This window comes from Paenibacillus sp. LBL (genome assembly GCF_029893715.1).
GTDB classification, from domain to species: Bacteria; Bacillota; Bacilli; order Paenibacillales; family Paenibacillaceae; genus Paenibacillus_AQ; species Paenibacillus_AQ glucanolyticus.
In genome coordinates, this window is sequence record NZ_JARXYU010000008.1 from 159,296 (window position 1) to 184,523 (window position 25,228).

General features: G+C 50.7%; 27 protein-coding genes and 1 riboswitch. All 27 genes read left to right on the plus strand.

Translation table 11 applies throughout. From position 1 onward, the window contains the following. Positions 1-229 precede the first annotated feature (229 nt). The 27 genes from fni (at position 230) to M2277_RS18610 (ending at position 25,018) form a co-directional block, all read left to right on the plus strand. Positions 230-1,315, plus strand: a complete 1,086-nt coding sequence (gene fni / locus M2277_RS18480) for a type 2 isopentenyl-diphosphate Delta-isomerase (protein WP_481857776.1) — start codon at positions 230-232, stop codon at positions 1,313-1,315. Between the two features lie 182 nt (positions 1,316-1,497). Continuing rightward, the gene (gene ychF, locus M2277_RS18485) at positions 1,498-2,598 is read left to right on the plus strand and encodes a redox-regulated ATPase YchF (RefSeq protein WP_036640012.1); all 1,101 of its coding nucleotides are present in this window, start codon (positions 1,498-1,500) and stop codon (positions 2,596-2,598) included. A 231-nt stretch (positions 2,599-2,829) separates the two neighbouring features. Then, the gene (prfA, locus tag M2277_RS18490; protein WP_006213115.1) at positions 2,830-3,897 is read left to right on the plus strand and encodes a peptide chain release factor 1; all 1,068 of its coding nucleotides are present in this window, start codon (positions 2,830-2,832) and stop codon (positions 3,895-3,897) included. A gap of 4 nt (positions 3,898-3,901) precedes the next feature. Next, entirely contained in the window at positions 3,902-4,792 is an 891-nt protein-coding gene (prmC, locus tag M2277_RS18495) for a peptide chain release factor N(5)-glutamine methyltransferase (protein WP_063478014.1), read from the plus strand. A 130-nt stretch (positions 4,793-4,922) separates the two neighbouring features. Next, positions 4,923-6,116 (plus strand): FtsW/RodA/SpoVE family cell cycle protein, encoded by a 1,194-nt coding sequence (locus M2277_RS18500; RefSeq protein ID WP_148248659.1) that lies wholly within the window; start codon positions 4,923-4,925, stop codon positions 6,114-6,116. Positions 6,117-6,405: 289 nt separating this feature from the next. Further along, the gene (locus M2277_RS18505; RefSeq protein ID WP_006213112.1) at positions 6,406-7,584 is read left to right on the plus strand and encodes an FtsW/RodA/SpoVE family cell cycle protein; all 1,179 of its coding nucleotides are present in this window, start codon (positions 6,406-6,408) and stop codon (positions 7,582-7,584) included. 278 nt (positions 7,585-7,862) lie between these two features. Further along, a complete protein-coding gene (spoIIR, locus tag M2277_RS18510) occupies positions 7,863-8,558 on the plus strand; it encodes a stage II sporulation protein R (RefSeq protein WP_280755320.1) in 696 nt (231 codons plus the stop codon). Positions 8,559-8,756: 198 nt separating this feature from the next. Beyond that, entirely contained in the window at positions 8,757-9,914 is a 1,158-nt protein-coding gene (locus tag M2277_RS18515) for an L-threonylcarbamoyladenylate synthase (protein WP_006213110.1), read from the plus strand. A 169-nt stretch (positions 9,915-10,083) separates the two neighbouring features. Further along, complete coding sequence (locus M2277_RS18520) at positions 10,084-10,647, plus strand: manganese efflux pump MntP (RefSeq protein ID WP_036640001.1); 564 nt, start codon at positions 10,084-10,086, stop codon at positions 10,645-10,647. 54 nt (positions 10,648-10,701) lie between these two features. Then, complete coding sequence (locus M2277_RS18525) at positions 10,702-11,289, plus strand: low molecular weight protein arginine phosphatase (RefSeq protein ID WP_063478010.1); 588 nt, start codon at positions 10,702-10,704, stop codon at positions 11,287-11,289. A 95-nt stretch (positions 11,290-11,384) separates the two neighbouring features. Beyond that, positions 11,385-11,466: riboswitch (ZMP/ZTP riboswitch) on the plus strand. A 114-nt stretch (positions 11,467-11,580) separates the two neighbouring features. Further along, on the plus strand, positions 11,581-12,045 hold the full coding sequence (gene rpiB, locus M2277_RS18530; protein ID WP_006213106.1) for a ribose 5-phosphate isomerase B: 465 nt from the start codon (positions 11,581-11,583) through the stop codon (positions 12,043-12,045). A gap of 89 nt (positions 12,046-12,134) precedes the next feature. Further along, on the plus strand, positions 12,135-12,719 hold the full coding sequence (locus M2277_RS18535; protein WP_006213105.1) for a TIGR01440 family protein: 585 nt from the start codon (positions 12,135-12,137) through the stop codon (positions 12,717-12,719). Positions 12,720-12,810: 91 nt separating this feature from the next. Continuing rightward, complete coding sequence (locus tag M2277_RS18540) at positions 12,811-14,061, plus strand: serine hydroxymethyltransferase (RefSeq protein WP_006213104.1); 1,251 nt, start codon at positions 12,811-12,813, stop codon at positions 14,059-14,061. A gap of 334 nt (positions 14,062-14,395) precedes the next feature. Further along, positions 14,396-15,025, plus strand: coding sequence for a uracil phosphoribosyltransferase (gene upp / locus M2277_RS18545; RefSeq protein WP_006213103.1), 630 nt, complete (start codon positions 14,396-14,398; stop codon positions 15,023-15,025). A gap of 74 nt (positions 15,026-15,099) precedes the next feature. Continuing rightward, a complete protein-coding gene (gene wecB, locus M2277_RS18550) occupies positions 15,100-16,257 on the plus strand; it encodes a non-hydrolyzing UDP-N-acetylglucosamine 2-epimerase (protein ID WP_280755321.1) in 1,158 nt (385 codons plus the stop codon). Between the two features lie 175 nt (positions 16,258-16,432). Next, positions 16,433-16,666 (plus strand): AtpZ/AtpI family protein, encoded by a 234-nt coding sequence (locus M2277_RS18555; RefSeq protein ID WP_006213101.1) that lies wholly within the window; start codon positions 16,433-16,435, stop codon positions 16,664-16,666. Then, positions 16,659-17,039: an ATP synthase subunit I gene (locus M2277_RS18560; protein ID WP_006213100.1), complete on the plus strand. Its 381-nt coding sequence runs from the start codon at positions 16,659-16,661 to the stop codon at positions 17,037-17,039. The genes M2277_RS18555 and M2277_RS18560 overlap by 8 nt, the downstream gene beginning before the upstream one ends. Before the next feature lie 34 nt (positions 17,040-17,073). Then, the gene (atpB, locus tag M2277_RS18565; protein ID WP_063478007.1) at positions 17,074-17,841 is read left to right on the plus strand and encodes a F0F1 ATP synthase subunit A; all 768 of its coding nucleotides are present in this window, start codon (positions 17,074-17,076) and stop codon (positions 17,839-17,841) included. A gap of 96 nt (positions 17,842-17,937) precedes the next feature. Continuing rightward, positions 17,938-18,150, plus strand: coding sequence for a F0F1 ATP synthase subunit C (gene atpE, locus M2277_RS18570; RefSeq protein ID WP_006213098.1), 213 nt, complete (start codon positions 17,938-17,940; stop codon positions 18,148-18,150). A gap of 99 nt (positions 18,151-18,249) precedes the next feature. Next, the gene (gene atpF / locus M2277_RS18575) at positions 18,250-18,738 is read left to right on the plus strand and encodes a F0F1 ATP synthase subunit B (protein ID WP_006213097.1); all 489 of its coding nucleotides are present in this window, start codon (positions 18,250-18,252) and stop codon (positions 18,736-18,738) included. After that, complete coding sequence (locus M2277_RS18580) at positions 18,735-19,280, plus strand: F0F1 ATP synthase subunit delta (protein WP_063478006.1); 546 nt, start codon at positions 18,735-18,737, stop codon at positions 19,278-19,280. Before atpF ends, M2277_RS18580 begins: the two co-directional genes overlap by 4 nt. Positions 19,281-19,298: 18 nt before the next feature. Next, positions 19,299-20,813 carry a F0F1 ATP synthase subunit alpha gene (gene atpA, locus M2277_RS18585; RefSeq protein ID WP_006213095.1) on the plus strand — a complete coding sequence of 505 codons (1,515 nt, stop codon included), beginning with the start codon at positions 19,299-19,301 and terminating at the stop codon, positions 20,811-20,813. A 267-nt stretch (positions 20,814-21,080) separates the two neighbouring features. After that, complete coding sequence (gene atpG / locus M2277_RS18590) at positions 21,081-21,938, plus strand: ATP synthase F1 subunit gamma (RefSeq protein ID WP_063478005.1); 858 nt, start codon at positions 21,081-21,083, stop codon at positions 21,936-21,938. A 113-nt stretch (positions 21,939-22,051) separates the two neighbouring features. Further along, complete coding sequence (gene atpD, locus M2277_RS18595) at positions 22,052-23,452, plus strand: F0F1 ATP synthase subunit beta (protein ID WP_280755322.1); 1,401 nt, start codon at positions 22,052-22,054, stop codon at positions 23,450-23,452. A 99-nt stretch (positions 23,453-23,551) separates the two neighbouring features. Then, positions 23,552-23,953, plus strand: coding sequence for a F0F1 ATP synthase subunit epsilon (locus M2277_RS18600; RefSeq protein ID WP_036639978.1), 402 nt, complete (start codon positions 23,552-23,554; stop codon positions 23,951-23,953). Between the two features lie 194 nt (positions 23,954-24,147). After that, complete coding sequence (locus M2277_RS18605; RefSeq protein ID WP_006213090.1) at positions 24,148-24,426, plus strand: hypothetical protein; 279 nt, start codon at positions 24,148-24,150, stop codon at positions 24,424-24,426. Positions 24,427-24,763: 337 nt separating this feature from the next. Beyond that, positions 24,764-25,018 (plus strand): DUF1146 family protein, encoded by a 255-nt coding sequence (locus M2277_RS18610; RefSeq protein WP_006213089.1) that lies wholly within the window; start codon positions 24,764-24,766, stop codon positions 25,016-25,018. Positions 25,019-25,228: the final 210 nt, after the last annotated feature.

The following is a 25,228-nucleotide window of genomic DNA, read 5'->3' on the forward strand; positions in this document are numbered from 1 at the left end:
TGCCGGGTTGTTGACCCGTTTCAGGGGTAGAATGATAATATACGGTTTTTTGTTTCATTCCATGCGGCAGAAAACGGACATCTGGCTTATATTTTTGCTTGTTGTTCTTCATATCATACAACCGGCCATATCCGGCACCCTGTGCACGTTAATAAGATGGTTAATTTAAGGATGAATTACTTGAACAAGGAGGCACGGAATGAATTCAGAACATAAAGATACTGCGGGCATGCCCGCTGAAACCATTACTGGCAGTGGAACCGGGAGATACGAGGGCCGGCTGCTGCCGGAAGTACCAACCGGTGAACGAAAAATAGAGCATGTGCGCCTATGCCTTGATGAGGAGGTAGGTTCCGTCGGTTTAACATCAGGCTTTGAACGTTACCGCTTCCGTCACTCCGCGCTGCCGGAGATCGACTTTGAAGATATTAAACTGGACACCACGTTTCTGGATATTCCGGTACGAACGCCATTGCTGATCAGCTCCATGACGGGAGGAAGCAAGGCGACCGGAGAGATCAATATGAGGCTGGCCGAAGCTGCGGAGCGCCGCGGCTGGGCGCTTGGGGTGGGCTCTGTCCGGGCTGCTGTGGAGAAGGAGGAGCTTGCTCCTACGTTCCGCGTGAGAGAGTGTGCACCGAGTGTGCCGGTTATCGCAAACCTGGGGGCTGTACAGCTGAACTATGGCTTTGGTCTTGACGATTGCCAGCGGGCGGTGGATATCGCGGGTGCCGATATGCTCGTTCTTCATCTGAATGGACTCCAGGAGGTATTTCAGCCGGAGGGGAATACCCGGTTTGGCCGTTTGCTTGGCCGAATTGAGGATCTGTGCCGAACGCTGGAAGTGCCGGTGGGCATTAAAGAGGTCGGCTGGGGAATTGATGGAGAAACCGCGCGAAGACTGCTGGATATCGGGGCAGCGTTCATCGATGTGGCTGGTGCGGGCGGCACCTCCTGGAGCCAGGTGGAGAAATTCCGTAGCAAGGACCCGGTACGCCGCGGCGCTGCGGAAGCTTTTGCCGGATGGGGCAATCCCACCGCAGAATGCATTGTGGAGGTGCGGGAAGCTGCTCCTGCCTGTACCCTGATCGGCAGTGGCGGGCTGCAAAACGGCGTTGATGCGGCGAAAGCGATAGCGCTGGGCGCTGACCTGGCTGGCTTCGGACGCGGATTGCTGGGCTCCGCCGTTGACTCTGTAGAGGCGCTGGACCAGCGGCTGGCGCAGGTGGAATTGGAGCTGCAGACAGCCATGTTTGGAATTGGCGCAGGGAACATCGAAGCTCTGAGGTCCACCGCGCGTCTGATTCGTGCCTGAATTGACCGGCTTGACTGCCGGAATCGGGACGGAGTGATGGCAGTATATTCGTATTGAAGTCTATGGGGTATCTGCTATAATTAATAAGATTGTTTAGCTGGGATTGGCAGCTTAGGTGATATGAACCCAAGCTTTGAATACTTACTAATAAGAGTAACTTATAATAAGGAGTTGTCACATAAATGGCTTTAAAGGCAGGGATCGTCGGTTTGCCAAACGTCGGCAAATCTACATTGTTTAATGCGATTACACAGGCGGGCGCCGAATCGGCTAACTACCCGTTCTGTACAATTGACCCGAACGTCGGTGTCGTGGAAGTGCCGGATGAGCGCCTCGATAAACTGACGGAGCTCGTTCAACCGAACAAGACGGTTCCGACGGCTTTTGAATTTGTGGATATCGCGGGTCTGGTTCGCGGTGCAAGCAAAGGCGAAGGGCTTGGGAACAAGTTTCTTGCCCACATTCGTGAAGTGGATGCCATCGTTCACGTGGTTCGCTGCTTTGAAGATGAGAACATTACCCACGTCGATGGCAAAGTGAACCCGGTGAGCGATATCCAGACCATTAATCTGGAGCTGATCCTGGCTGATCTCGACAGCGTGGAGAAGCGGATTGACCGTGCCAAGAAGAATATGAAGGGCGGCAACAAGCAGTATGCCCAGGAAGTTGAGCTGCTGGAGCGCCTGAAGGAAGCTCTTTACAACGACCAGCCTGCACGCAGTGTGGAACTCAGCGATGATGAGAAGCTGATTGTTCGCGACCTGCACCTTCTGACATTGAAGCCGGTTCTGTATGCGGCTAACCTGAGCGAGGACGGAGTAGCGGAAGCGGACAGCAATCCGTTTGTGCAGCAGGTTCGTGATTTCGCGGCGGCAGAGAATGCGATTGTGGTTCCGATCAGCGCGAAGGTGGAAGCCGAAATTGCCGAGCTCGAAGGCGAGGATAAAGCGATGTTCCTTGAGGAGCTGGGACTTGAAGAATCCGGCCTGAACCGTCTGATCAAGGCAGCGTACAGCCTTCTTGGACTGTACACGTACTTTACAGCTGGCGTGCAGGAAGTGCGTGCGTGGACGATTCGCAAAGGAACGAAGGCACCGCAAGCGGCAGCTGTTATCCATACGGACTTCGAACGGGGCTTCATCCGTGCTGAAGTAGTCGCATACGATGATTTGGTTGCGGCTGGATCGATGAACGGAGCGAAAGAACGCGGACAGCTCCGTCTGGAAGGCAAGGAGTATGTTGTCAGCGACGGCGATGTGATGCATTTCCGTTTCAACGTTTAGAAACGAGAGGTTTCAAAGGCCATGGCTCCATGTCACTTTGTGCATGGGACTGTGGTTTTTTTCTAGTGGTGGAGCCCTGTAAGGAAAGAATGGTTTATCCAGGTCAACAGCCTGCTAGTCAAATGTGTTGTTTCATGGTAAAATAAAAAGTCGTTTGCACTTCATTTTTGTTTGGATATGGAGTGCGAAATGGCATATCTTCAGGAATATATCTTAGAGAGGTGAATTCCTTTGTTGGACCGATTACAATCCCTTGCGGACCGTTACGAGAAATTAAGTGAACTGTTGTGCGATCCTGATGTCGCTAATGACTCCAAGAAGCTCAGGGATTATTCCAAAGAACAATCCGATTTGCAGCCTGCATATGAGGCTTATGTTGAATATAAAAATGTAATTGAAGAACTCGAAGCTGCCAAAACCATGCAGGGCGAGAAGATGGACGACGAAATGCGCGAAATGGTGAAAATGGAGATCGAGGAACTTTCCACGCGCGAGCGAGAGCTGGCGGAGAAAATCCGTATTTTGCTGCTGCCGAAGGACCCGAATGATGATAAGAACGTAATCATCGAAATTCGCGGAGCGGCTGGCGGAGACGAGGCGGCCCTGTTTGCTTCCGACCTGTACCGGATGTATACCCGCTATGCGGATACCCAAGGCTGGAAGGTCGAGCTGATGGACGTTAACACGAATGATCTGGGTGGATTCAAGGAAGTCATCTTCATGATCAACGGCCGCGGTGCCTACAGCAAAATGAAATTCGAGAGCGGCGCGCACCGTGTCCAGCGCATTCCGACAACGGAATCCGGCGGCCGTATTCATACTTCCACCTCAACCGTTGCCGTTATGCCGGAGGCGGAAGAAGTGGATATTGAAATCCACGATAAGGATATCCGCGTGGATACGTTCTGCTCCAGCGGTGCAGGCGGCCAGTCCGTTAACACAACCAAGTCGGCGGTGCGTGTGACGCATATACCGACGGGCATCGTGGCTACTTGCCAGGACGGCAAATCGCAGAACTCCAATAAGGATAAGGCGCTGCAGGTGCTTCGTGCCCGTATCTTTGATATGATGCGCCAAGAGGAAGAAGCGAAATATGCCGGGGAGCGGAAGAGCAAGGTAGGTACGGGCGACCGCAGCGAGCGGATTCGGACGTACAATTTCCCGCAGAGCCGCGTAACGGACCATCGGATCGGACTTACCGTTCACAAGCTGGATCAGGTGATGAACGGGGAGATTGAAGAGATCGTTTCAGCACTGACGATTGCAGAGCAAGCTGAACTGATGGAAAAAGGAGTATAACGCTTTGAAGCGGACGATATTTGAATTGACGCCGCAGCGCAGCATAAGAGAAGCCTTTGTGGAGGCTTCTTCTTTTTTAGATGCCATGCGGGTAATGGAGCCCCAGCGGAATGCGCAGCTGCTGCTGGAGCATGTGCTGGGATTGTCGGGATCCTCATATTACATGGCCCTGCCGGAGCCTTTCCCGGCGGAATGCCGCCACGCTTTGGAAGAAGCGATCCGTCGCAAGGCGGAAGGCGTTCCCGCGCAGTATATTATCGGCGAGCAGGAATTTTACGGTCGGCCGTTTGAAGTTACGCCGGCTGTCCTCATTCCGCGTCCGGAAACCGAGCTGCTTGTGGAGGCGGTGCTGAAGTATGGGCAGGAGCTTGCCCCGCGTTCAGAAGGAAGGCTGAAGGCAATGGACATTGGCACCGGCAGCGGGGTTATTGCTGTTACGCTGGCACTGCAGGCCCCTTCCTGGGAACTCCTGGCGAGTGATATTTCGCCTGAAGCGCTCGAAGTTGCCACGCGTAATGCGAAGCAGCTCCATGCGAATGTGGAGTTCCGGCAGGGGGACCTGCTGGAGCCGTTTGCCGGCCTTGCGCCGGACATTCTCGTCTCCAATCCGCCCTATATACCGGCGGAGGACATCGAGGGCCTGCAGCCGGAAGTGCGCGATTACGAGCCGCGCACGGCTCTGGACGGCGGTCGCGACGGATTGAACCCGTACCGGATCATGATGGCACAGCTGCCTCTGCTGTCAGCGCCGCCGCGGCTGATCGCTTTTGAGCTGGGCATGGGCCAGGCCGGGGATGTGGCCGAGCTGCTGCGCCAGACAGGGCATTGGCAGGAAATCGTCACAGTACCGGATTTGGCCGGGATTGACAGGCATGTTCTGGGAATTTGCCGTTAATTGTATTCGGGGTGGATTTCTTTTAGAATAGTTAGTGGACTTGGCGGAGTAATCTTTATTCCGTTCAGATCGTAGATACGGACTGATAACAGCTCAGTGTGTACAGCTCCAGGCACAGGGGGACCAGAGCATGCTCCAGAAACTCAAAAAGATTGATTTTGTCATTGTTTTTGTGCTGTTGATGCTGATGGTTGTCAGCATCACATCGATATATAGTGCCACCTTTGACACGACCGGCTACGAGCGACACTACATCAAGATGGCCGTCATTTATATCCTCGGATTTGCAGTTTTTTTCGGGTTGAGCTTGATTGATTACCGAATCTGGACCAAATACGCAATACACATATACATCGGCGGATTGGTCATGCTGCTGCTGCCTTCCTTCATCGGTCAAACCAAAAACAATGCTACGGGTTGGATCGATCTCGGTATCGTGGATATTCAGCCTGCAGAGCTGTTCAAGCTTGTGCTCATCATATTTATAACGTATGTTCTTCTTCGGAAGAATAAAGCGAAGCTTTCTTTTTGGCGGGATATCATTCCGATCGGATTGTTGACGTTCATCCCGTTTGCCATTGTCATGGTTCAGAATGATTTGGGCAATGGACTAAGTTATATCGTCATCCTGCTTGGGCTGTTATGGATCGGGAATGTGAAGCTCACGCACGCGCTTATCGGGCTGCTGATTGTAGCCGGTGTTGCCTTCGGCGGAGCACAGGCCTATATCCACTATCATGATGAGATTAAAGCATCGAAGATTATGGAGAGCCGCGGACATTGGATGGAACGGATTGACCCGTGGCTGATCCCGGAAAAAGCAACTCCGAAAGCGAGTTACCATACCAACAACGCGAAGCTGGCCATTGCTTCAGGCGGTATGAGTGGTGAAGGGTACTTACAGGGGAGCTCCGTGCAAACGTCACGCGTACCGTACACGTATTCGGATTCGATTTTTGTGCAGATTGCTGAGGAATACGGCTTTATCGGCTCCTCCGTTCTGCTGCTTTTATATTTCATACTCATTCACAGGATGATCCTGATCTCACTGGAAAGCCGGGGGAAAGCCGGGCCGTTTCTTATCATCGGTATCGTTGCCATGCTGCTGTATCAAATCTTTGAGAATATCGGCATGTTTATTGGGTTAATGCCATTGACAGGGATCACGCTGCCTTTTATCAGTTATGGCGGAACATCGCTTATTATTAACATGGCGTGTCTCGGGGTGGCGATGAGTGTGAAGCTGCATGGACAGGAAGTGGAGGAGGATTTGCCTAATCCTAATTCTCCAACGTACGTTGCCGCACCATCCCAACAGGCTTGATTCGGGATGCTTGTGTTTCTACAAGATCATAGCGGGGAATCCAAGGGATGCTATCGAAAGCAGCATCTCTTTTGTGTTTTCTGCCCAGCGATTGCAGGATGGACGTCCTTGAATTGTGTTAAGGAGGAAAATCTTTTAGAATAATTCATTAGGGGCTTATTATGATCATGTATCGACAACAAGCCAAAGCAAACAAGGAAACAAGGCAAACTTTCTGTTCGAAGAATCGTTATATGCCTGTATAGGCAAACCGGGGTTTGACGACTCCGGGCACAGGGGGATCATAAGCATGCTTCAGAAATTCAAGAAGATGGATTACGTTATTGTTTTTGTACTGGTTTTGATGATGGGTATCAGCATTACGTCGATATACAGCACGACCGTTGACACCAAATTTGAAGGCTCTCATATCCGCATGATTGCTTTTTACATTGTCGGCTTCATTGCCTTTTTCGGCATAAGCCTGCTGGATTACCGGTTGTTGATTAAATATGCCAAATATATTTACTTGGGCGGTTTGGCCGTACTGGTCCTCGTTATGTTCATCGGAAAGGATATCAACGGTGCCCAGGGCTGGATTTATATTGGGGGATTAAGCATTCAGCCTGCCGAATTGTTCAAGCTGGTCCTTATTATTTTCCTGTCCTATGTATTGGTGCGCAAAAACAAACCGCTGCTGTCCTTCTGGAAGGATATTATCCCGATTGGGCTCTTGGCGTTCATACCTTTTGTGCTTGTCATGGCTCAGAATGACCTGGGGAATGCGCTAAGTTATGTGATCATCCTGCTGGGTTTGCTCTGGATCGGGAATGTGAAGTTCTCCCATGCGCTAATCGGTCTTGCACTTGTGGCGGGATTAGCCTTCGGCGGAGCGCAGGCCTACATTCATTATCATGATGAACTGCTTGAATCAAAAATACTTAAGCCCCACTGGGTGGAGCGGATCGATCCATGGCTATACCCGGAGAAGGCAACTGCAAAGGCAAGTTATCATACCAATAACGCGAAGCTGGCTATTGCCTCAGGCGGCATGAGCGGTGAGGGGTATATGCAGGGGTCGTCGATCCAATCCGGCAGAGTGCCGTATGCGTATTCGGATTCGATTTTTGTACAGATTGCCGAGGAATTCGGTTTTATTGGCTCATCGGTGCTGCTGCTGTTGTATTTCATATTGATCCACCGGCTGATCCTGATTTCGCTTGAATCCCGAGAACGTGCCGGGCCGTTTCTTATCATAGGGATCGTTGCCATGTTCTTGTACCAAATTTTCGAGAATATCGGGATGTTCATCGGTTTAATGCCACTGACCGGGATTACACTTCCTTTCATCAGTTATGGGGGGACCTCGCTCGTCATCAGCATGGCCAGTCTGGGGGTAGCCATGAGTGTGAAACTGCATGGGCAGGAAGTGGAGGAAGATATGCCCGATCCCCACGCTTACCGTCCGGCTTCGCCTAAGCAGGCATAGCCTGTTCGGATGAGGAGTCACATGATCATGGCGTATCGCAAGTTAATCTGAGATAGGCCATGTCCATTAACTTGAAATCCCACTGAACACCCATATCCCTCTAAAACGAAAGATGCTGTTCCCTGTTCCTGGGGAGGGCATCTTTATTTTTTTGCAACCTGATTTGTGCGAATCTATGATTATTGCAACAAATTGCTAGAGTCCACGTTTATAACTCTCTCAGCCGGACATACTGATAGCATCATAGATTATTCGTTTGAGAGAGGCGGCTGGCATAGATGAAGAATTATAGTGAGACCCTCCGTATTATTGTGAAGAAAATGGTTGTGCTCTTATCCTGTATGTTTATGGTTATCATGACGTGGGAAGGACAGCAGATTGATGCATCCGTTGTTGGCGGTCCAATCCCCCAGGAATCGATTCGACTTCGCATTCTCGCGAATTCAGATAACCCGTCCGATCAGCTCGTGAAACGAGAGATTCGTGACGCGGTCGTTGAGCAAATGCAGCTCTGGGTTCTTCAGCTGGAGAATCCGCAGAGCCTTGAAGATGCCAAAGAAGAAACCCGTCAGCATCTTCCGGAAATCCGTCAGCTGGTAGGGGAAGAATTGAGAAAAAGAGGCATTACCTACAGTTATCAAGTGGAGCTTGGCGTAGTGCCGTTCCCAACCAAGCTGTACGGGGGAACGGTCTATCCGGCCGGCGACTATGATGCGCTGCGGATCACTTTAGGCGAAGGCCAAGGCCAAAACTGGTGGTGTGTTTTGTTCCCGCCGCTCTGCTTCATTGATGGCGGCAGCGGGGATGCTGCGGCACAATCCGTTGACACGGGTGTCCAAACGGCTTCTGCCGACGCTGGCGAAACGCCTCAGGAGGAAACTCCGAAGAATGCAGGCGATAGTAAACCTGAAGTTCGGTTCTTTCTGTGGGATATGTTTCTGGGGATTTGGAATTGGGTGGCGAGCCTGTTTTAAGGATTAGGAGCGGATTGATGTTCAATCCTGACGGTGTATGATAAACTTTAGTATAGAAGAGTGCTTTCTCTTTGGCGCGACTGGTTTCGATTGGAACTGGCACGGGACTGAAGAACCAAAGCACTTTTTATTTTTGAAGTAAGCGCAAAACGGAATTTGATGTTTATATATTTTATATACAGAAAGCTTGGGGTAGGTATGGAACAGAACGGAAATGACGTATTGCAACAAGGACAGCGGAATGGCGGCATCCATAATTCAGAGACAACAACCAAGGTTTGGCATGTACCAACCTCGCTCTTCCAGGAGAGCTTGAAAATGGCGGCGGAGCCGGAGCTTCAGGAAGCCGGGTTGGTGTTGGCCCAGGGCGGCACGGTGGCGTTTCCGACCGAAACGGTGTATGGCCTCGGTGCCGATGCGGGCAATACCGAAGCGGTGGAGCGCATCTTTGCCGCGAAGGGGCGTCCGGCGGACAATCCGTTGATTGTCCATATTTCGGAGCTTGCGCAGCTTGAGGGTTTGGTCCAGCATGTGAACGAAACGGAAAGGGCGCTGATGGACTCCTTTTGGCCCGGACCTTTGTCGCTGGTACTACCCGTGAAGCGGGACGCTGTGTCACCGCGTGTAACCGCTGGTCTGGATACCGTTGCTGTGCGGATGCCTGATCACAGCGTTGCGCTTGCCCTGATCAGCGCTGCAGGGCGTCCGCTTGCTGCACCGAGCGCCAACCGCTCGGGCCGGCCGAGCCCGACGCTGGCCAGCCATGTGCTGGCAGATCTCGCCGGTTACATTGACGGCGTGCTTGACGGCGGCCCTGCCGGGGTGGGCGTCGAGTCGACCGTTGTGCAGGTCGGCGAGGATGGCGCCGTGACGGTGCTCCGCCCCGGCGGCGTCACGGCCGAGCAGCTTGCCGCCGTAGCGGCAAGCGTGCGCCTCGACCCGGCGCTGCAGCGCGCCGCCGGGGAGGCGGAAGGCCCGGCGCCGCGCTCGCCGGGCATGAAGTACACGCACTACGCACCGAAGGGTGCGATGTGCGTGGTGCAGGGCCCGCGTGCCGACGCCGTGTCGGCACGCATTGCGGCCGAGCTTGAGGCGGCCGCCCGGCGCGGAGAAGTGACCGGTGTGCTGTCGTTCGACGAGCACATCGGCCACTACCGCGCGGACGTTGCCGTCTCGCTCGGCAGCCTGGCCGCGCCGGAGGAAGCGGCCCGCCGGCTGTACGCCGGCCTTCGTCACTTCGATGACGAAGGCGCGACCTTCATCCTGGCCGAAGCGTGCCCGGATCGGGGCGTTGGCGCAGCCGTCATGAACCGGCTGCTGAAGGCCGCGGGACACCACATCATCAATGTAGATTGAACTCCAAGTCCTGGCACCAGTTTGTGAGTGATTCTCTCAATCCTTTCTCGTAATCTGCAAGAGAAAGGGGAGGCTTTGCCGGGATTCCCCAGTCGAATAAACGGTTTTGGAATCATTTAACCCTTGTCCGCATATGGTGTACAAGACCATGGGACTTGGGGGAATGAGCATGTTGGAGGCGTCTGTCCAATCGGGACAGCTTGCGGCGATTCTGCTGATGGCGGTTGCACTCGGGCTAGACGCATTTTCGCTTGGAATCGGAGTCGGGATGAGAAGCGGCATGCGCCTTGGCTATATGCTGGGCATTAGTTTCATGATTGCGCTGTTTCATATGCTAATGCCCCTGCTGGGTTTATTTGCCGGCCATTATGTGGGAATATTATTGGGCCACGTTACAGGGCTTGCAGCCGGTGGGCTGCTGCTCCTGCTGGGTGGACATATGATTTATAATGCCTTGCGTGGCGGAGAAGGCCAGCGAATTCATCCAACCGCCTTTTTGGCCATGCTGCTGTTTTCCCTCAGCGTCAGCATCGATTCGTTCTCGGTGGGGGTTTCGCTTGGCATGTTCGTGGATGATGTTTGGTTGATTGTGGTCTCTTTCGGTATCGTGGGCGGCTTGATGTCGATTCTCGGCTTGCTGCTGGGTCGCCAGGTAAGCGATAAGCTGGGGGAGTATGGCGAGATGCTCGGAGGACTCATTTTGGTCATCTTCGGCATCATGTTTATCATTTAACGCAATATTTGATACAATATCCCCAAAGAACCTACTAACAGGAGGAACGGGACTGTGAAAAATATACTGTTTGTTTGCACGGGAAATACTTGCCGCAGTCCAATGGCTGAAGGGATGCTGCGCAAGCTGTCCAAGCAGCGGGGAACTCCGCTGGAGATTCGTTCGGCAGGTGTATCGGCCGTGGATGGAATGCCGGTGTCCCATCACGCGGAATCGATACTTCGGGATCAGGATATCCAGGACCGCTTGGTGTCCAAACCTCTGACGGCGCAACTGGTAGAGTGGGCAGATCTGATTCTTACGTTGACCCAGTCGCATAAGCAGTATGCCATTCGTCAGTTTCCGCATGCGGCAGACAAGATGCACACGCTGAAGGAATTCGTTGAGGATGACCGCAGGGTGCTCGAAGATCTGCAGGAGCAGGATAGCCTATATGCAACGCTGGAGCTGGCCCGATCTCTCGGAAGGGATGTAAGTGACAGCGATCGGGAACGCCTGATTGAGCTGCGTCAGCGCATTCCGAGCTTTGATATTTCCGATCCGTTCGGCGGTTCGCGGGAAGAATACGAAGCGACAGCGGCCGAAATTCGGACGGCGTTATTCCGATTGCTGGACAAGCTGGAGTCCGAGCGGCATAAATAGGGCGACCCCTTTGTGTTTAGAAGCGAGCGTATAATTGGGCTAAAAAGCCGCTTGCCTTTCACCCCGTATTGATTTAAGATGAAGGTGAAAAACAAAGGATCCGGTGTAACTGGCGACGAAGTGGATGAAACCACGATGGAGCATCGGAATATACGGCCGGTCGCCTGGGCAAAGAGCATTTGGAGCACAACACGTGCGCCGACTGCTCTTTTTTCGTCTTTTGCGCGGAATTTGAGTTATAATGGAACAAGCTAAAACGCAAAAGCGAACATACGAGGGGGTTTTTCATAGATGAAAATCGCATTGGGTACGGATCATGCCGGCATTCGTCTGAAAGAGGAGATCGTGGAGGTCATTCGGGGTCTGGGACATGAGGTGGAGGATCTTGGCTGCGGCTGCTCCGATTCTGTGGATTATCCCGATTATGCGCTTCCGGTGTGCGAGAAGGTGGTCTCGGGTGAAGCGGATCGCGGCATTCTGATCTGCGGTACAGGGATTGGCATGAGTATCGCGGCCAACAAGGTGCCCGGTATCCGCTGCGCGCTGACCCATGATGTGTTCTCGGCAAAAGCGACGCGCGAACATAATGACAGCAATGTGATTGCACTGGGTGAACGCGTAGTCGGTCCCGGACTTGCAGCAGAGATCGTAAGCGCATGGCTGACAACGGATTTCAGCCAAGGCGAACGCCATGTCGGCCGAGTGAACAAGATCAAAGCCATCGAGGAGCGTTACCTGAAGAACGGATTGCGATAGTTCGTGTCGATCAGTATGTTATTCATCGCGGCTTATCGTGATGAGGGAATGAAGTGCTTCTGTGAAAAAAACATCGGGAGGACTGTGACATGACGGACATCTCCAAGATTTCCTTGAATGAACAGACAGCGGGCATTGTCCGCGAACTGGCCGAAGCGGCTGTTTTGGGCCCGGGTAAAGTTCTGGTCATCGGGGCCAGCACCAGCGAAGTGGTCGGCCGCCGGATCGGTACAGGCGGCGCGCTTGAGACTGCGCAGCAGCTTCTCCAAGGCATCGCCGAAGTTCAAGCGGAGTTCGGTTTTGCTGTGGCTTATCAATGCTGTGAGCATTTGAACCGTGCACTTGTCATGGAGCGCGATCTGCTTGAGCGGCTGCGCTTGACGGAAGTGGCGGCTGTTCCCATACCGGGAGCAGGCGGATCTATGGCTTCGGCGGCCTATCGCAGCATGAAGGAGCCTTGCCTTGCGGAATCCATTGAAGCTCATGCAGGAGTCGATATTGGCGAGACGCTGATCGGCATGCATTTGCGGCGAGTGGCGGTACCTTTCCGGCCAAGCGTGCGTTATGTTGGTGAGGCTCGCGTTACGGCTGCCTATACCCGGCCGAAGCTGATTGGCGGGGAGCGTGCGGTGTACCGGTTCGAGCAGAAGGATGATGGGGCGCAGTGCGATTGATTCGAATGAAAGCTCGCTTTTTTGTTATTTGTTATATCTGTAGTTTTAATTTGGCAACCAAAATAACGATGGATTATGGGAGGATATGAACATGATGGAACATTTGCGGAAGAATGACCCGGCTGTACTGGAAGCAATGGATTTGGAACTGAAGCGTCAACGCAGCAATATTGAGCTGATCGCCTCGGAGAATATTGTCAGCGAAGCGGTTATGGAAGCAATGGGGACCGTGCTGACGAATAAATATGCGGAAGGCTACCCTGGCAAACGCTACTACGGTGGTTGTGAGCGTGTGGATATCGTGGAGGATATCGCCCGTGACCGTGCCAAGGAATTGTTCGGTGCCGAGCATGTGAACGTGCAGCCGCATTCCGGTGCACAAGCGAACATGGCGGTGTATTTGGCTGCGCTCAAGCCTGGAGATACCGTTCTTGGCATGAACCTCGCTCATGGCGGCCATTTGACTCACGGAAGTCCTGTTAACGCTTCGGGCCTTCTGTACAACTTCGTTGCTTACGGCGTGCAAGAAGATACGTTCCTGATCGATTACGATGAAGTTCGCAAAGCGGCCTTCAAGCATCGTCCTCGCATGATCGTGGCTGGAGCAAGTGCCTACCCACGTATCATTGATTTTGAAAAACTTGCGGCCATCGCGAACGACGTTGGTGCGTTATTCATGGTCGATATGGCTCATATTGCAGGTCTTGTTGCGGCGGGTCTTCATCCGAGTCCGGTTCCACATGCTCATTTTGTTACCACCACAACGCATAAGACGCTTCGCGGGCCTCGCGGCGGTATGATTCTGTGCAAAAAAGCTTGGGCACAAGCGATCGATAAAGCGGTATTCCCGGGTTCCCAGGGCGGACCGCTGATGCATGTCATTGCTTCCAAGGCTGTGGCCCTTGGTGAAGCATTGGATCCGTCCTTCAAGACCTATGCGGAGCATGTGGTGAAGAACGCAAAAGTTCTGGCCGATACCCTGATCGAGGAAGGGCTGAACATCGTTTCCGGCGGAACCGATAACCATCTGATGCTGATTGATACCCGCAATCTGGATATCACAGGCAAGGACGCGGAGAAGGTGCTGGATTCCATCGGCATCACCGTGAACAAGAACGCCATCCCGTTCGATCCGACGAGTCCGTTTGTAACGAGCGGTATTCGCATCGGTACGCCTGCGGTAACTTCCCGCGGCATGGATGAGAAGGCGATGGTTACCATCGCGAAGGTTATTGCCATGACATTGAAGCAGCCTAAAGACGAGGCGACCCTTGAACAAGCAGGCCGTATGGTGGCTGAGCTTACAGATCAATACCCTCTCTATGCCGAAATGAAATATTAATCACAGTTTAGTCCGTTCCAGAGGCTTATGATAAGAGGACCCCGCCTGATGCAGGTGGGGTCCTTTTCAGAGCTATAAACATTCTGGCCAGATTGCTTTGCTCATATTTTTCCAGTCAGGCGACTGCGGATAGCATCAATATAGGCGAAAATGGAAAACCTAGGTCTAGCCGGTGGCGGTCCCGTCACAAGGTCGAAACAAGCGGGAAATAAACATAACCGGTGCAGGTGTCAATTGACTAGAGGGAATGATATAATAGACAGGATTTATGGAGCTCACAACGATTTATGCCCATATTGAAATAACATTTGCATTCAAACCGGAGGGACCTGACATGGGAAAATTGGTGATTTGTGATCACCCGTTGATTCAACACAAACTTACATTTATCCGCGATATGCGGACTAACACCAAAGATTTTCGCGAATTAGTAGACGAAGTCGCGACTTTGATGGCTTATGAGATTACACGGGAGGTTCCTCTTGAGTCGATATCCGTGCAGACGCCGGTAGCGGAAACGCAGGGGAAAGTCATTTCCGGCAGAATGCTCGGTCTGGTGCCGATTCTGCGTGCTGGCCTGGGTATGCTGGACGGGGTTGTAAAACTGCTCCCCGCAGCAAAGGTAGGCCATGTCGGATTGTTCCGTGACCCGGAAACGCTCCAGCCTGTCGAATATTACACGAAGCTTCCAACAGACGTTACGGAGCGCGAATTAATCGTGATTGATCCGATGCTGGCGACTGGCGGCTCTGCGATCGCTGCGATCGACGTGCTGAAGAAGCGCGGCTGCACGCAGATCAAGATGATGAATCTTGTGGCTGCACCGGAAGGCGTGAAGGCCGTCCATGATGCTCATCCGGACGTGGACATCTACGTCGCTGCTCTTGACGAAGGGCTGAATGACCATGGTTATATCGTACCGGGCCTTGGCGATGCAGGGGATCGCTTGTACGGAACGAAATAGGAGACAAGCCTGAGCCATTTGTGCAACTTGAATAATGAGAATAACAAGCATGAAAAAGAGGGGTATTTTCAATCATGTCAAAAGTGAAAGTGATGACTATTTTTGGGGTCCGCCCCGAAGCGATCAAGATGGCGCCGCTTATTCTGGAGCTTCAGCGTCACCCTGAGCATATAGAATCGGTGGTTTGTGTAACTGCACAGCACCGTCAAATGCTCGATCAGGTGCTCGATGTGTTCAAGATTGTCCCGGATTATGATTTGGATGTGATGAAGGACCGCCAGACGTTGAACGAAATCACAGTTCGCGTTCTGGAGGGGCTAGAGCCTGTCCTGCGTGAGGCCAAGCCGGATATCGTGCTGGTGCATGGTGACACGCTGACAACGTTCCTGGCTAGCTATGCCGCTTTCCTGCAGCAGATACAGGTAGGCCACGTAGAGGCAGGTTTGCGAACCTGGAACAAGCTGAATCCTTATCCGGAGGAGATGAACCGTCAGTTGACCGGCGTGCTTGCTGATCTTCACTTTGCGCCGACGAACTGGTCCGCCGAGAATCTCCGCAAGGAGAACAAACCGGAATCCCGCATTTATGTTACGGGTAATACGGCTACGGACGTGTTCCAATACACGGTGCGCGAAGGTTATACCCATCCGGTTCTGGACTGGGCGAAGGGCAAGCGCTTGATCCTGATGACGGCGCATCGCCGCGAATCCCAAGGGGAGCCGCATCGCCAGATTTTTGAGGCAGTCAAGCGCATAGCCGACGAATTCGAGGATATCGCTATCGTCTATCCTGTGCATCCGAGCCCTGCCGTGAAGGAACCGGCTCACCGTATTTTGGGGAATCATCCGCGGATTAAGCTGATTGACCCGCTGGATGTCGTGGACATGAACAATATGTATACTCATACGCATCTCATCATTACGGATTCCGGCGGCATGCAGGAGGAAGCTCCGTCATTCGGCGTGCCGACGCTGGTGCTTCGGGATACAACGGAACGCCCGGAAGGCATTGAAGCGGGAACTTTGGAGCTGGTGGGTACCCAAGAAGAGAATGTGTACGATCGGATCAAGGTTCTTCTGACGGATCAGGAACTGTATGAGAAGATGAGCAAAGCCGCTAATCCGTATGGCGATGGACAAGCTTCGCAGCGGATTGTCAATGCGATTTTGCACCATTTCGGTATCCGAAAAGACCGTCCCGAAGAATTTCACAGAATGTTCACAAAGGCATAGTTTAGTGTATTCTGATTGGCAAGGGTACAGCATACAGTTGAACTGTACGGTTACCGCGGCGTTTTGGGTAATTTAGACTGCTCAAAACGCCGTTTCTACACGGTAATTCAATAAAATCGATTCATTGACAAACTCTTGCAATATTCAGTAAAATGAGTTGGGATTAGAGGTTCATATGAAAAATCCGAAAAGTCAAGATAACCCTTGGTTGATAGCGCTATACATTAGCGGGGCGGGCGGTTTGCTTGCCGCTTACATTCTCATCGGTTTTTTTACCGGGCGCTGGCTTATGAATCAGTGGGACGGGCCCAGAGTGTGGCTTGCCATTGGTACGCTTTCGGGGCTCTTTCTAGGGATTTTGAATATCGCTCTACTCATTAAGAAATTTCTGGGGGCGCAAAGTGAATGATTTGACAACATCCATTGTGAACGGTGTAACCAGAGTATCTATACTCTTATTATCTGTTCTATTTATGGGGTGGGCATTTTATCCGGATTATCGACCTGAGGTATCAGGACTGATACTGGGTATGGTTGGTGGCTTGTTCAACGTACGCTTCCTTTCCATTAAAGTGAGGCAGCTTGCCGATTTGGCGGTCAGTCAAGAGAGCAGACGGTTCAGCTTTGGATATGTCACGAGACTTTGCATCGCGTTCTTGATTGTAATGATGGCGGCCAAGCTTGAACAAGTGTCGCTCGGAGCGACCATCGTCGGTCTGTTCATTCCCCAATTGTTGACCATTCCAGTCAGCATTATTGTTAGCTTGAAATCTAAGAATTGATTAGCGCTAATTGGAAAGGGGTGAAAACAATTTCATGCATGATTCACCGATTATTGATTTAGGTGGGTTTCGACTTGACCTATCAGCCGTCATTATGCTGCTTGTCACGGGGATTATCGTCTTTGTACTGGCACGCTTGGCCGTTCGAAATCTATCTGTAGAAAACCCTTCCAAATTGCAAAACTTCATGGAGTGGGTCGTAGAATTTGTGCAAGGTATCGTAGCAAGTGCTATGGATTTGAAGAAAGGAAAGCCTTATATCTCATTAGGTTTGACTTTGATAACATTCATCTTTGTAGCTAACGTGCTCGGATTGCCGTTTGCTATCATCACAGATTTGCCTGCTGACTTTACAGTGTTCGGGCAAACGATTGAAGCAACGAGAGGTCTTCATGATGGCCATATGGCTCATGTTCTCTGGTGGAAATCACCGACGGCGGACATATCCGTTACAGCAGGTTTGGCGATCGTTGTATTCTTCCTTATGAATTATCTCGGTCTGAAGCTGAACCGCAAGCATTACCTAAAACACTATATTGAGCCGTTCCCGGTGTTTTTACCACTGAACATCATTGAGAACTTGGCGAAGCCAGTCGCACTGGCGATTCGTTTGTTTGCCAACATCTTTGCAGGTGAGGTACTGATTACGGTAATCCTGAAAATGGGTTACTTCGGTATTCCATTCCTGGCTGTATGGCAAGGATTCAGTATTTTTATTGGTGCATTGCAGGCGTTCATCTTTACCATATTGACTATGGTTTACATCGCACAAACAACGATTCACGAAGAAGACGCGCATTAATAAACTCGGCCGAAACGTGCCGACATTTCGGCAATTTCGAAAGAGATATATTATATTAACCAAAAATTGAACCAATCTTAAGGAGGATATTTATCAATGGAATTTTTAGCAGCAGCTATTGCAGTAGGTTTGGGTGCACTTGGCGCAGGTTTGGGTAACGGTATGATCGTAAGTAGAACAGTAGAATCTATCGCTCGTCAACCGGAAGCTCGCGGTCCGCTCCAAACGACGATGTTTATCGGTGTTGGTATCGTCGAGGTAGTTCCACTCGCTGCTACCGTTATTGCTTTCTTGATCATGTTTTCTTAATAAGAATACTACGGTTTGGCGGGGAGGGCCGATGCCATCCGCGCCTTCGTTTTGTTAAGAACTGCACTTCGCATTAACGGAAAGGAGTGACTTCATTCAATGGTTGTACTTTGGGAGAATATTGTAATTTCAATTCTTGCATTTGGCGTTCTGTATGTGTTGCTTCATAAATTTGCTTTCGGCAAATTGTTTGCAATCATGGAGCAGCGTCGAGAATTGGTTATTAATCAAATAGACGAGGCTTCTAAGACTCGTGAACAGGCACATGTCTATGTTGAGGAGCAAAAACAGGCGCTGAATCAGGCACGACAAGAGGCACATGATATCATCGAGCGTTCAAGACAGACCAGCAACAAGCAAGCTGAGCAAATTGTTGAGCTCGCCAAGGAGGAAGCGGATCGCATCAAAGTTGATGCTCTGCGCGACATCGAAAGCGAGAAGAACAAAGCCGTTGCCGAGCTTCGCAGCGAATTGGGAAGCGTATCTGTAAGGATTGCATCCAAGCTGATTGAGCGGGAAGTAAAGAATGACAAAGCCCAAGAAGAACTGGTGGATCAATACCTTAAAGAGGTAGGAGGCAGACCATGAGCCAAAATACAGTAGCAGCCAAGCGATATGCGCGGGCGCTGTTCGAAGTGGCGGCTCAGCAGCAGAAGGGTCTGGAAGTGGAAGAGGAGTTGCGGGCTGTCGTATCTGCCATTGAAGGCGATTCCGACATTCAGAAATTCATCTCCACACCGAATATTCCCCAGTCCGTGAAGATGAACGTAATCAGCCAGGCGCTGGCAGGGAAAGTATCGCAGCCTGTATTGAACACGATTGAATTGCTTCTTGACAGAGGGCGTACAGAAATGTTCGCCGAACTGCTGAACAGTTATGTGAAGATACAAGGTGCGAGCTTAGGAATGGCGGACGCCACAGTATTCTCTACCTACCCGCTTAGCGATCAGGAAAAAGAACAGGTGGCTTCGGAATTCGGACAGTTAGCGAATCAGAATATCCGGGTTACCAATGTGGTGGACGAGAGCTTGCTCGGAGGCCTGAAAGTAGTCATTGGCGACAAGCTGTATGACGGAACTCTTGCCGGGAAGCTGGAACGTCTTGAAAAGTCTTTTAATAGACGAGCATAGTAGATAGGGGTGAAAACGTTGAGTATCAGACCTGAAGAAATTAGTACTTTAATCAAAAGTCAAATTGAAGAATATAAATCCGATATCACTGTCTCTGAAGTAGGTACGGTTATTCAAGTAAGTGATGGTATTGCTCGCGTGTACGGCTTGGAGAACGCGATGTCCGGGGAACTTCTGGAGTTCCAGAACGGCGTGTTCGGTCTGGCGCTGAACCTTGAAGAGAGCAATGTCGGTGTCGTTATCCTGGGACCTTACTCCGAAATCAAGGAGGGCGATCAGGTAAAACGTACAGGACGGATCATGGAGGTTCCTGTTGGTGAAGCTCTGCTTGGACGTGTTGTTAATCCATTGGGTCAACCGCTTGATGGTAAAGGGCCAATCGAGGCAGCGGCATTCCGTCCGGTTGAGAGCAGCGCACCAGGCGTTATCGACCGTAAATCTGTTCATGAACCGATGCAAACCGGTATTAAAGCAATCGACGCGATGGTACCTATCGGCCGTGGACAGCGCGAGCTGATTATCGGTGACCGCCAAACAGGTAAAACCACCGTTGCGATCGATACGATCCTGAATCAAAAAGGCAGCGGCGTTAAATGTATTTATGTAGCTATCGGACAAAAGCAATCCACTGTAGCACAGGTTGTTGAAACTCTTCGCCGTCATGGTGCGCTGGAGTACACCATTGTTGTTACGGCTTCGGCTTCTGAGCCGGCTCCACTGCAGTACATCGCTCCATACGCAGGCTGCGCAATGGGTGAGTACTTCATGTACAAGGGCGAACATGCACTTATCATTTATGATGACTTGTCCAAACAAGCGGCAGCTTACCGTGAGTTGTCCTTGCTCCTCCGTCGTCCTCCGGGCCGGGAAGCTTATCCGGGTGACGTATTCTACCTGCATTCCCGCTTGCTGGAACGTGCAGCGAAGCTCAGCGATGAGCTTGGCGGTGGTTCATTAACCGCACTGCCATTTATTGAAACACAGGCTTCTGACGTATCTGCTTACATTCCAACCAACGTAATCTCGATTACGGATGGACAGATCTTCCTGGAGTCCGAGTTGTTCTACTCCGGTCAGCGTCCAGCGATTAACGTCGGTATTTCGGTATCTCGTGTCGGTGGTTCCGCGCAGATCAAAGCGATGAAAAAGGTTGCAGGCGGCATGAAGCTGGATCTTGCGCAATATCGTGAGCTCCAGGCTTTCTCCCAGTTTGGATCCGATTTGGATAAATCAACCTTGGCTCGCTTGAATCGTGGTGCAAGATTGATGGAAATCCTGAAGCAGGGTGTAAACCAGCCGTTGTCCGTTGAACAACAGGTGGTTAGCTTGTACGCAGCTGTTAAAGGATATATTGATGATATCGAGGTTGCAGACGTGCGTCGTTTCGAGAGCGAATTCCTCGCGTTTATTGGTAGCAATAAGCCGGAAATTCTTCAATCTATTACGGATACGAAGGATCTGACGTCCGATAACGAGAATGCATTGAAAGCAGCTATTGATCAATTTAAGAAGGGCTTTGCCACTTCGGTTTAAGTTCCTTAAGGCAAGTTAATAGGAGGGGAGCCGGGTTATGCCCGGCATCCTCTTTCATCATATGGAATGTAGCTTTGGCTGTGACCAAAGTGATTTTTACAAAAGGTGTGGCTTTGGTCCTAGCCAAAGCTTGGTCTACGCGTACGGAGTAACTTTGGCTGTACCCGAAGTTATGTGTTGCTTACGAAGTCAGCTTTGGCTTCGCCAAAGCTAGGCTTATGCTTACGAAGTAACTTTGGCTTTGCCAAAGTTTAAGGTGGTGAAAACATGGCAAGAGGATTACGTGATATTAAGCGGCAGATCAAGAGTGTTCAGAACACCAGGCAGATCACCAAGGCGATGGAAATGGTTGCGGCTGCCAAGCTGAGAAGAGCTCAAGAGAAGGCAACCTCTGCGCTTCCATATTCTGAGAAGCTGAAAGAGGTGGTCGGCAGCATCGCTGCTGGAACCAATGGAATCAGCCATCCTATGCTGGAGAAGCGTGAAGTGAAGAAAACCGGCTATCTGGTTATCACTTCGGACCGTGGTCTTGCGGGTGCATCAAACTCCAACATTTTGCGTAAAGTATCGAATTTTATCGCAGAACGCCATCAGTCCAAGGACGAGTATTGCCTGTTTGTAATCGGACGCAAAGGGCGGGATTATTTCCGCCGTCGTGGACTTCCGGTTGTTGAGGAGCTCACCGATCTATCCGACAGTCCGACCTATGCAGATATTAAGACCATCGCTAACGCGGCGGTTCATCAATATGAGCTGGGTCAGATTGATGAGTTATACGTGTGTTATAACCAATTCGTGAATGCCTTGACTCAGATCCAAGAGGTTTCCAAGCTGCTGCCGATGGAGAACATTGGTGGTGGGAACGTGACGCAATATGAGTATGAGCCGTCTGCTGAGGGCGTGCTTGAGGTTCTTCTTCCGAAATATGCAGAAACGTTGATTTTCAGTGCGATGCTGAATGCCAAGGCCAGTGAGCTTGGTGCGAAAATGACGGCTATGGGAGCAGCAACGAAGAATGCGAGCAAGATGATCAATGAGCTCAACCTCACATACAACCGTGCTCGTCAGGCTGCCATAACGCAGGAAATTTCCGAGATTGTGGGCGGAGCTAACGCTCAGCAATAATGCACGATGGAATTCTTAACTTAGTATTTAACGGATATGCGGCAATGTCATGAGCCGCTTTTACGATCATCGTTCACCGCTAGAGGTGAGCGGGTAGGAGGGAAAACGAATCAATGAAAAAAGGACGCGTTGTCAGCATTACAGGTGCTGTAGTTGACATTGAATTTGAACGCGGTCATCTTCCCGAGATTTTTAATGCTGTCAAGATTGAAGCAACGCTGGAAGGCGACCGCTCGGTTGATTTGACTTTGGAAGTATCCAATCATTTGGGTGATAATCTGGTTCGTTGTATCGCGATGTCATCCACTGACGGTCTCATTCGCGGTATCGAAGCTGTGGATTTGGGTAGACCGATCACGGTTCCTGTAGGTTCCGCTACACTTGGCCGCGTATTTAATGTATTGGGTGAGCCGATCGATAATGCAGGTGACGTTGTATCCGAAATTAATAACCCGATCCACCGTGAAGCTCCTCCATACGATGAGCTTTCCACGCAAGCAGAAATGCTTGAAACGGGTATCAAAGTAATCGACTTGCTTGCTCCATACCAAAAAGGCGGAAAAATCGGTCTCTTTGGTGGTGCGGGCGTAGGTAAAACCGTTGCGATCCAGGAATTGATCAACAATATCGCACAAGAGCACGGCGGTATCTCCGTATTCGCAGGCGTAGGTGAGCGTACTCGTGAGGGTAATGACCTTTACCACGAGATGAGCGATTCCGGCGTTATTAATAAAACCGCGATGGTATTCGGTCAAATGAACGAGCCTCCGGGTGCCCGTCTTCGCGTAGCGTTGACCGGTTTGACAATGGCGGAATATTTCCGTGATCAAGAAGGTAAAGACGTGCTTCTCTTTATCGACAACATCTTCCGCTTTACTCAAGCGGGTTCCGAAGTATCTGCCCTTCTGGGCCGCATGCCTTCCGCGGTAGGTTACCAGCCAACGCTGGCATCCGAAATGGGACGTCTGCAAGAGCGGATTACCTCTACGAAAAAAGGTTCTGTAACATCCATCCAGGCTATCTATGTACCGGCGGATGACTATACGGATCCAGCTCCGGCTACAACGTTTGCTCACTTGGATGCAACGACCAACCTGGAGCGTAAAATTTCCGAGATGGGTATCTATCCTGCGGTAGATCCACTTGCATCAAGCTCCCGGATTTTGGCTCCTGAAATTGTGGGTGAAGAGCATTACAATGTTGCTCAAGGCGTTAAGAAAATTCTTGCTCGTTACAACGAGCTTCAAGATATCATCGCAATCCTTGGTATGGACGAGTTGAGTGAGGAAGATAAAGCAATTGTTGGACGTGCTCGTCGTGTTCAACGTTTCTTGTCCCAAGCTTTCCACGTTGCCGAGCAGTTCAACGGCATTCCGGGTAAATACGTACCGGTTAAAGAAACCGTACGCAGCTTTAAAGAGATCCTGGAAGGCAAGCACGACCACCTTCCGGAAGCGGCTTTCCTGTTCGTAGGTACGATTGAAGAGGCAGTTGAAAAAGCAAAAACATTGTAAGCTGACGCTCCGTGATCAGCAGACCGAGACAGTGCCCAGAACGGGACTGTGAGGTCTGCTGCGCGAGTTTTCTGCGGAAAACGGTGAGGAGGGATGGAAGTGAGCACCATTTTGTTGGAAATCGTAACGCCGGACCGCCTGGTCTACTCCGAGCAGGTGAACAGTGTTACGGTGCGTGGGGTCGAGGGAGAACTGGGCATCTTGCCTGGTCATATTTCCTTCGTTACACCGCTTCAGATAGCGCCAGTTTATGTGAAGATCGGCAACGAGAGAACCCCGTTTGCGGTACAAGGCGGTTTCGTCGAAGTCCGTAAAGATAAGATTGTCATCCTGGCGGAAAGCGCAGAGAGAGCGGGAGAAATCGATCTGGAGCGTGCGGAAGCCGCGAAGGAAAGAGCGGAAACTCGCCTGAATGCGAAGGGAAGACAGGACGAAGTTGATCATCGTCGCGCGGAATTGGCCCTGCAAAGAGCCATGAACCGGATCAAGATCTCCAATTAATCATAAGGCAGCTCGATGCTATAATAGCAGCGGGCTGTTTTTTTATTCCTGAGAAGCATCCAATGAAATGAAGAATAACCGGGAATGGGGAGGCAAATCTATGAAACAGGCGTTTATCATACGCTGTTAACTATCGCTTTTAATAGATTCGTTACATATGATGTAGTATTAAAGAGAGAAGGGAGGTCATCCCTATGGCTATACTGCTTCCGGAACAAATCTTCTCCTTGGCTCCCAGTGTCGGAAAATCTTTCTATGAACATCAAGCTGGTGTCGATGCTTCTGTTACGATTAGCAATTTTTCGGACGAACCTATATCTTTGGTCATCACCCGGGTCGGAGCTCCTGCATTAACCTATGTAATAGAAGCCCATGACCGACGAGTGTTTAGCATCGAGTTATTGCAGATGGCCGCACTGTTAACCGGCTCGTCAGCTGCTTACGGAACGATTGTTGTGGCAACGACGGAATAGTGTAAGGGGAGTTGAAGTAGGAGTGAGATAGGTTTATTATGCCTGGACTATATTTTGGAGTCCGGGTATTTTTTTGATATTGGAGTGGTATAAATAGAAGTCTAAGGAAGATTTTATGGGATTAGAGCAAGGAATTGTAATAATTTGGAGAGAAAATGTTGGAAATATTGGCTTCATATAATAGTGTGTAAACGCTCAAATATAGAAGATGTGGACAAGACTTTATTATTTCCGAGGAAATGTGGCTAGAAAGTGCTGGATTCTTAGCCTCCAGCCAAGTATTATAGAAGAGTCGGTCCTGAATAGGGCATGATAAATATATGTAGGGGGAGGGAATATGAACCAGGATTTATCTAATTCCATCAGTGCAGTCGGTGTCAATGGATTACTCTCCATTGTTATTTCACTGATCTGTATCGCACTGGCTTGGTGGGCACTGCAGCAAGTAAAGCTGGATTTGGTTGTCCGCCATCCCAAAGGACCACAGGGTAAGTTGTTGCATTTACTGCTGGCTGTGGTGCTTGGACGATTCGTTGCTGAATTCCTAATTGACTATATTACATGGAGTCAAATGATCCGATATATGTTTTAGCACGGGTATGGCTGTAAGTTCGTACATTACACAAAGGGGTATGCAGCAAGGCGTCTTTTAAAGAAAGCTGTTGCATGATCTGTATGTTTGGCGATATTTTACTCGTCTGTTTTAATTATTGTATGATTGGTTATATCACTGTTAGGTTGCTTGAAATAAGATGTCGAATAAACGCATTTTATTATGTTAACACTGAGATTAAGGACTTGA

What these genes read in the sequence shown, in the direction of transcription:
- M2277_RS18535 (WP_006213105.1), top strand. Translation starts at nt 12,135, where the DNA reads ATGACGGACATCTCCAAGATTTCCTTGAATGAACAGACAGCGGGCATT.
- M2277_RS18520 (WP_036640001.1), top strand. Translation starts at nt 10,084, where the DNA reads ATGTTGGAGGCGTCTGTCCAATCGGGACAGCTTGCGGCGATTCTGCTG.
- M2277_RS18605 (WP_006213090.1), top strand. Translation starts at nt 24,148, where the DNA reads ATGGCTATACTGCTTCCGGAACAAATCTTCTCCTTGGCTCCCAGTGTC.
- M2277_RS18555 (WP_006213101.1), top strand. Translation starts at nt 16,433, where the DNA reads ATGAAAAATCCGAAAAGTCAAGATAACCCTTGGTTGATAGCGCTATAC.
- atpD (WP_280755322.1), top strand. Translation starts at nt 22,052, where the DNA reads ATGAAAAAAGGACGCGTTGTCAGCATTACAGGTGCTGTAGTTGACATT.
- M2277_RS18580 (WP_063478006.1), top strand. Translation starts at nt 18,735, where the DNA reads ATGAGCCAAAATACAGTAGCAGCCAAGCGATATGCGCGGGCGCTGTTC.
- M2277_RS18610 (WP_006213089.1), top strand. Translation starts at nt 24,764, where the DNA reads ATGAACCAGGATTTATCTAATTCCATCAGTGCAGTCGGTGTCAATGGA.
- atpF (WP_006213097.1), top strand. Translation starts at nt 18,250, where the DNA reads ATGGTTGTACTTTGGGAGAATATTGTAATTTCAATTCTTGCATTTGGC.
- atpE (WP_006213098.1), top strand. Translation starts at nt 17,938, where the DNA reads ATGGAATTTTTAGCAGCAGCTATTGCAGTAGGTTTGGGTGCACTTGGC.
- atpG (WP_063478005.1), top strand. Translation starts at nt 21,081, where the DNA reads ATGGCAAGAGGATTACGTGATATTAAGCGGCAGATCAAGAGTGTTCAG.
- M2277_RS18515 (WP_006213110.1), top strand. Translation starts at nt 8,757, where the DNA reads ATGGAACAGAACGGAAATGACGTATTGCAACAAGGACAGCGGAATGGC.
- rpiB (WP_006213106.1), top strand. Translation starts at nt 11,581, where the DNA reads ATGAAAATCGCATTGGGTACGGATCATGCCGGCATTCGTCTGAAAGAG.
- wecB (WP_280755321.1), top strand. Translation starts at nt 15,100, where the DNA reads ATGTCAAAAGTGAAAGTGATGACTATTTTTGGGGTCCGCCCCGAAGCG.
- atpB (WP_063478007.1), top strand. Translation starts at nt 17,074, where the DNA reads ATGCATGATTCACCGATTATTGATTTAGGTGGGTTTCGACTTGACCTA.
- M2277_RS18505 (WP_006213112.1), top strand. Translation starts at nt 6,406, where the DNA reads ATGCTTCAGAAATTCAAGAAGATGGATTACGTTATTGTTTTTGTACTG.
- M2277_RS18540 (WP_006213104.1), top strand. Translation starts at nt 12,811, where the DNA reads ATGATGGAACATTTGCGGAAGAATGACCCGGCTGTACTGGAAGCAATG.
- ychF (WP_036640012.1), top strand. Translation starts at nt 1,498, where the DNA reads ATGGCTTTAAAGGCAGGGATCGTCGGTTTGCCAAACGTCGGCAAATCT.
- spoIIR (WP_280755320.1), top strand. Translation starts at nt 7,863, where the DNA reads ATGAAGAATTATAGTGAGACCCTCCGTATTATTGTGAAGAAAATGGTT.
- upp (WP_006213103.1), top strand. Translation starts at nt 14,396, where the DNA reads ATGGGAAAATTGGTGATTTGTGATCACCCGTTGATTCAACACAAACTT.
- fni (WP_481857776.1), top strand. Translation starts at nt 230, where the DNA reads ATGCCCGCTGAAACCATTACTGGCAGTGGAACCGGGAGATACGAGGGC.
- M2277_RS18500 (WP_148248659.1), top strand. Translation starts at nt 4,923, where the DNA reads ATGCTCCAGAAACTCAAAAAGATTGATTTTGTCATTGTTTTTGTGCTG.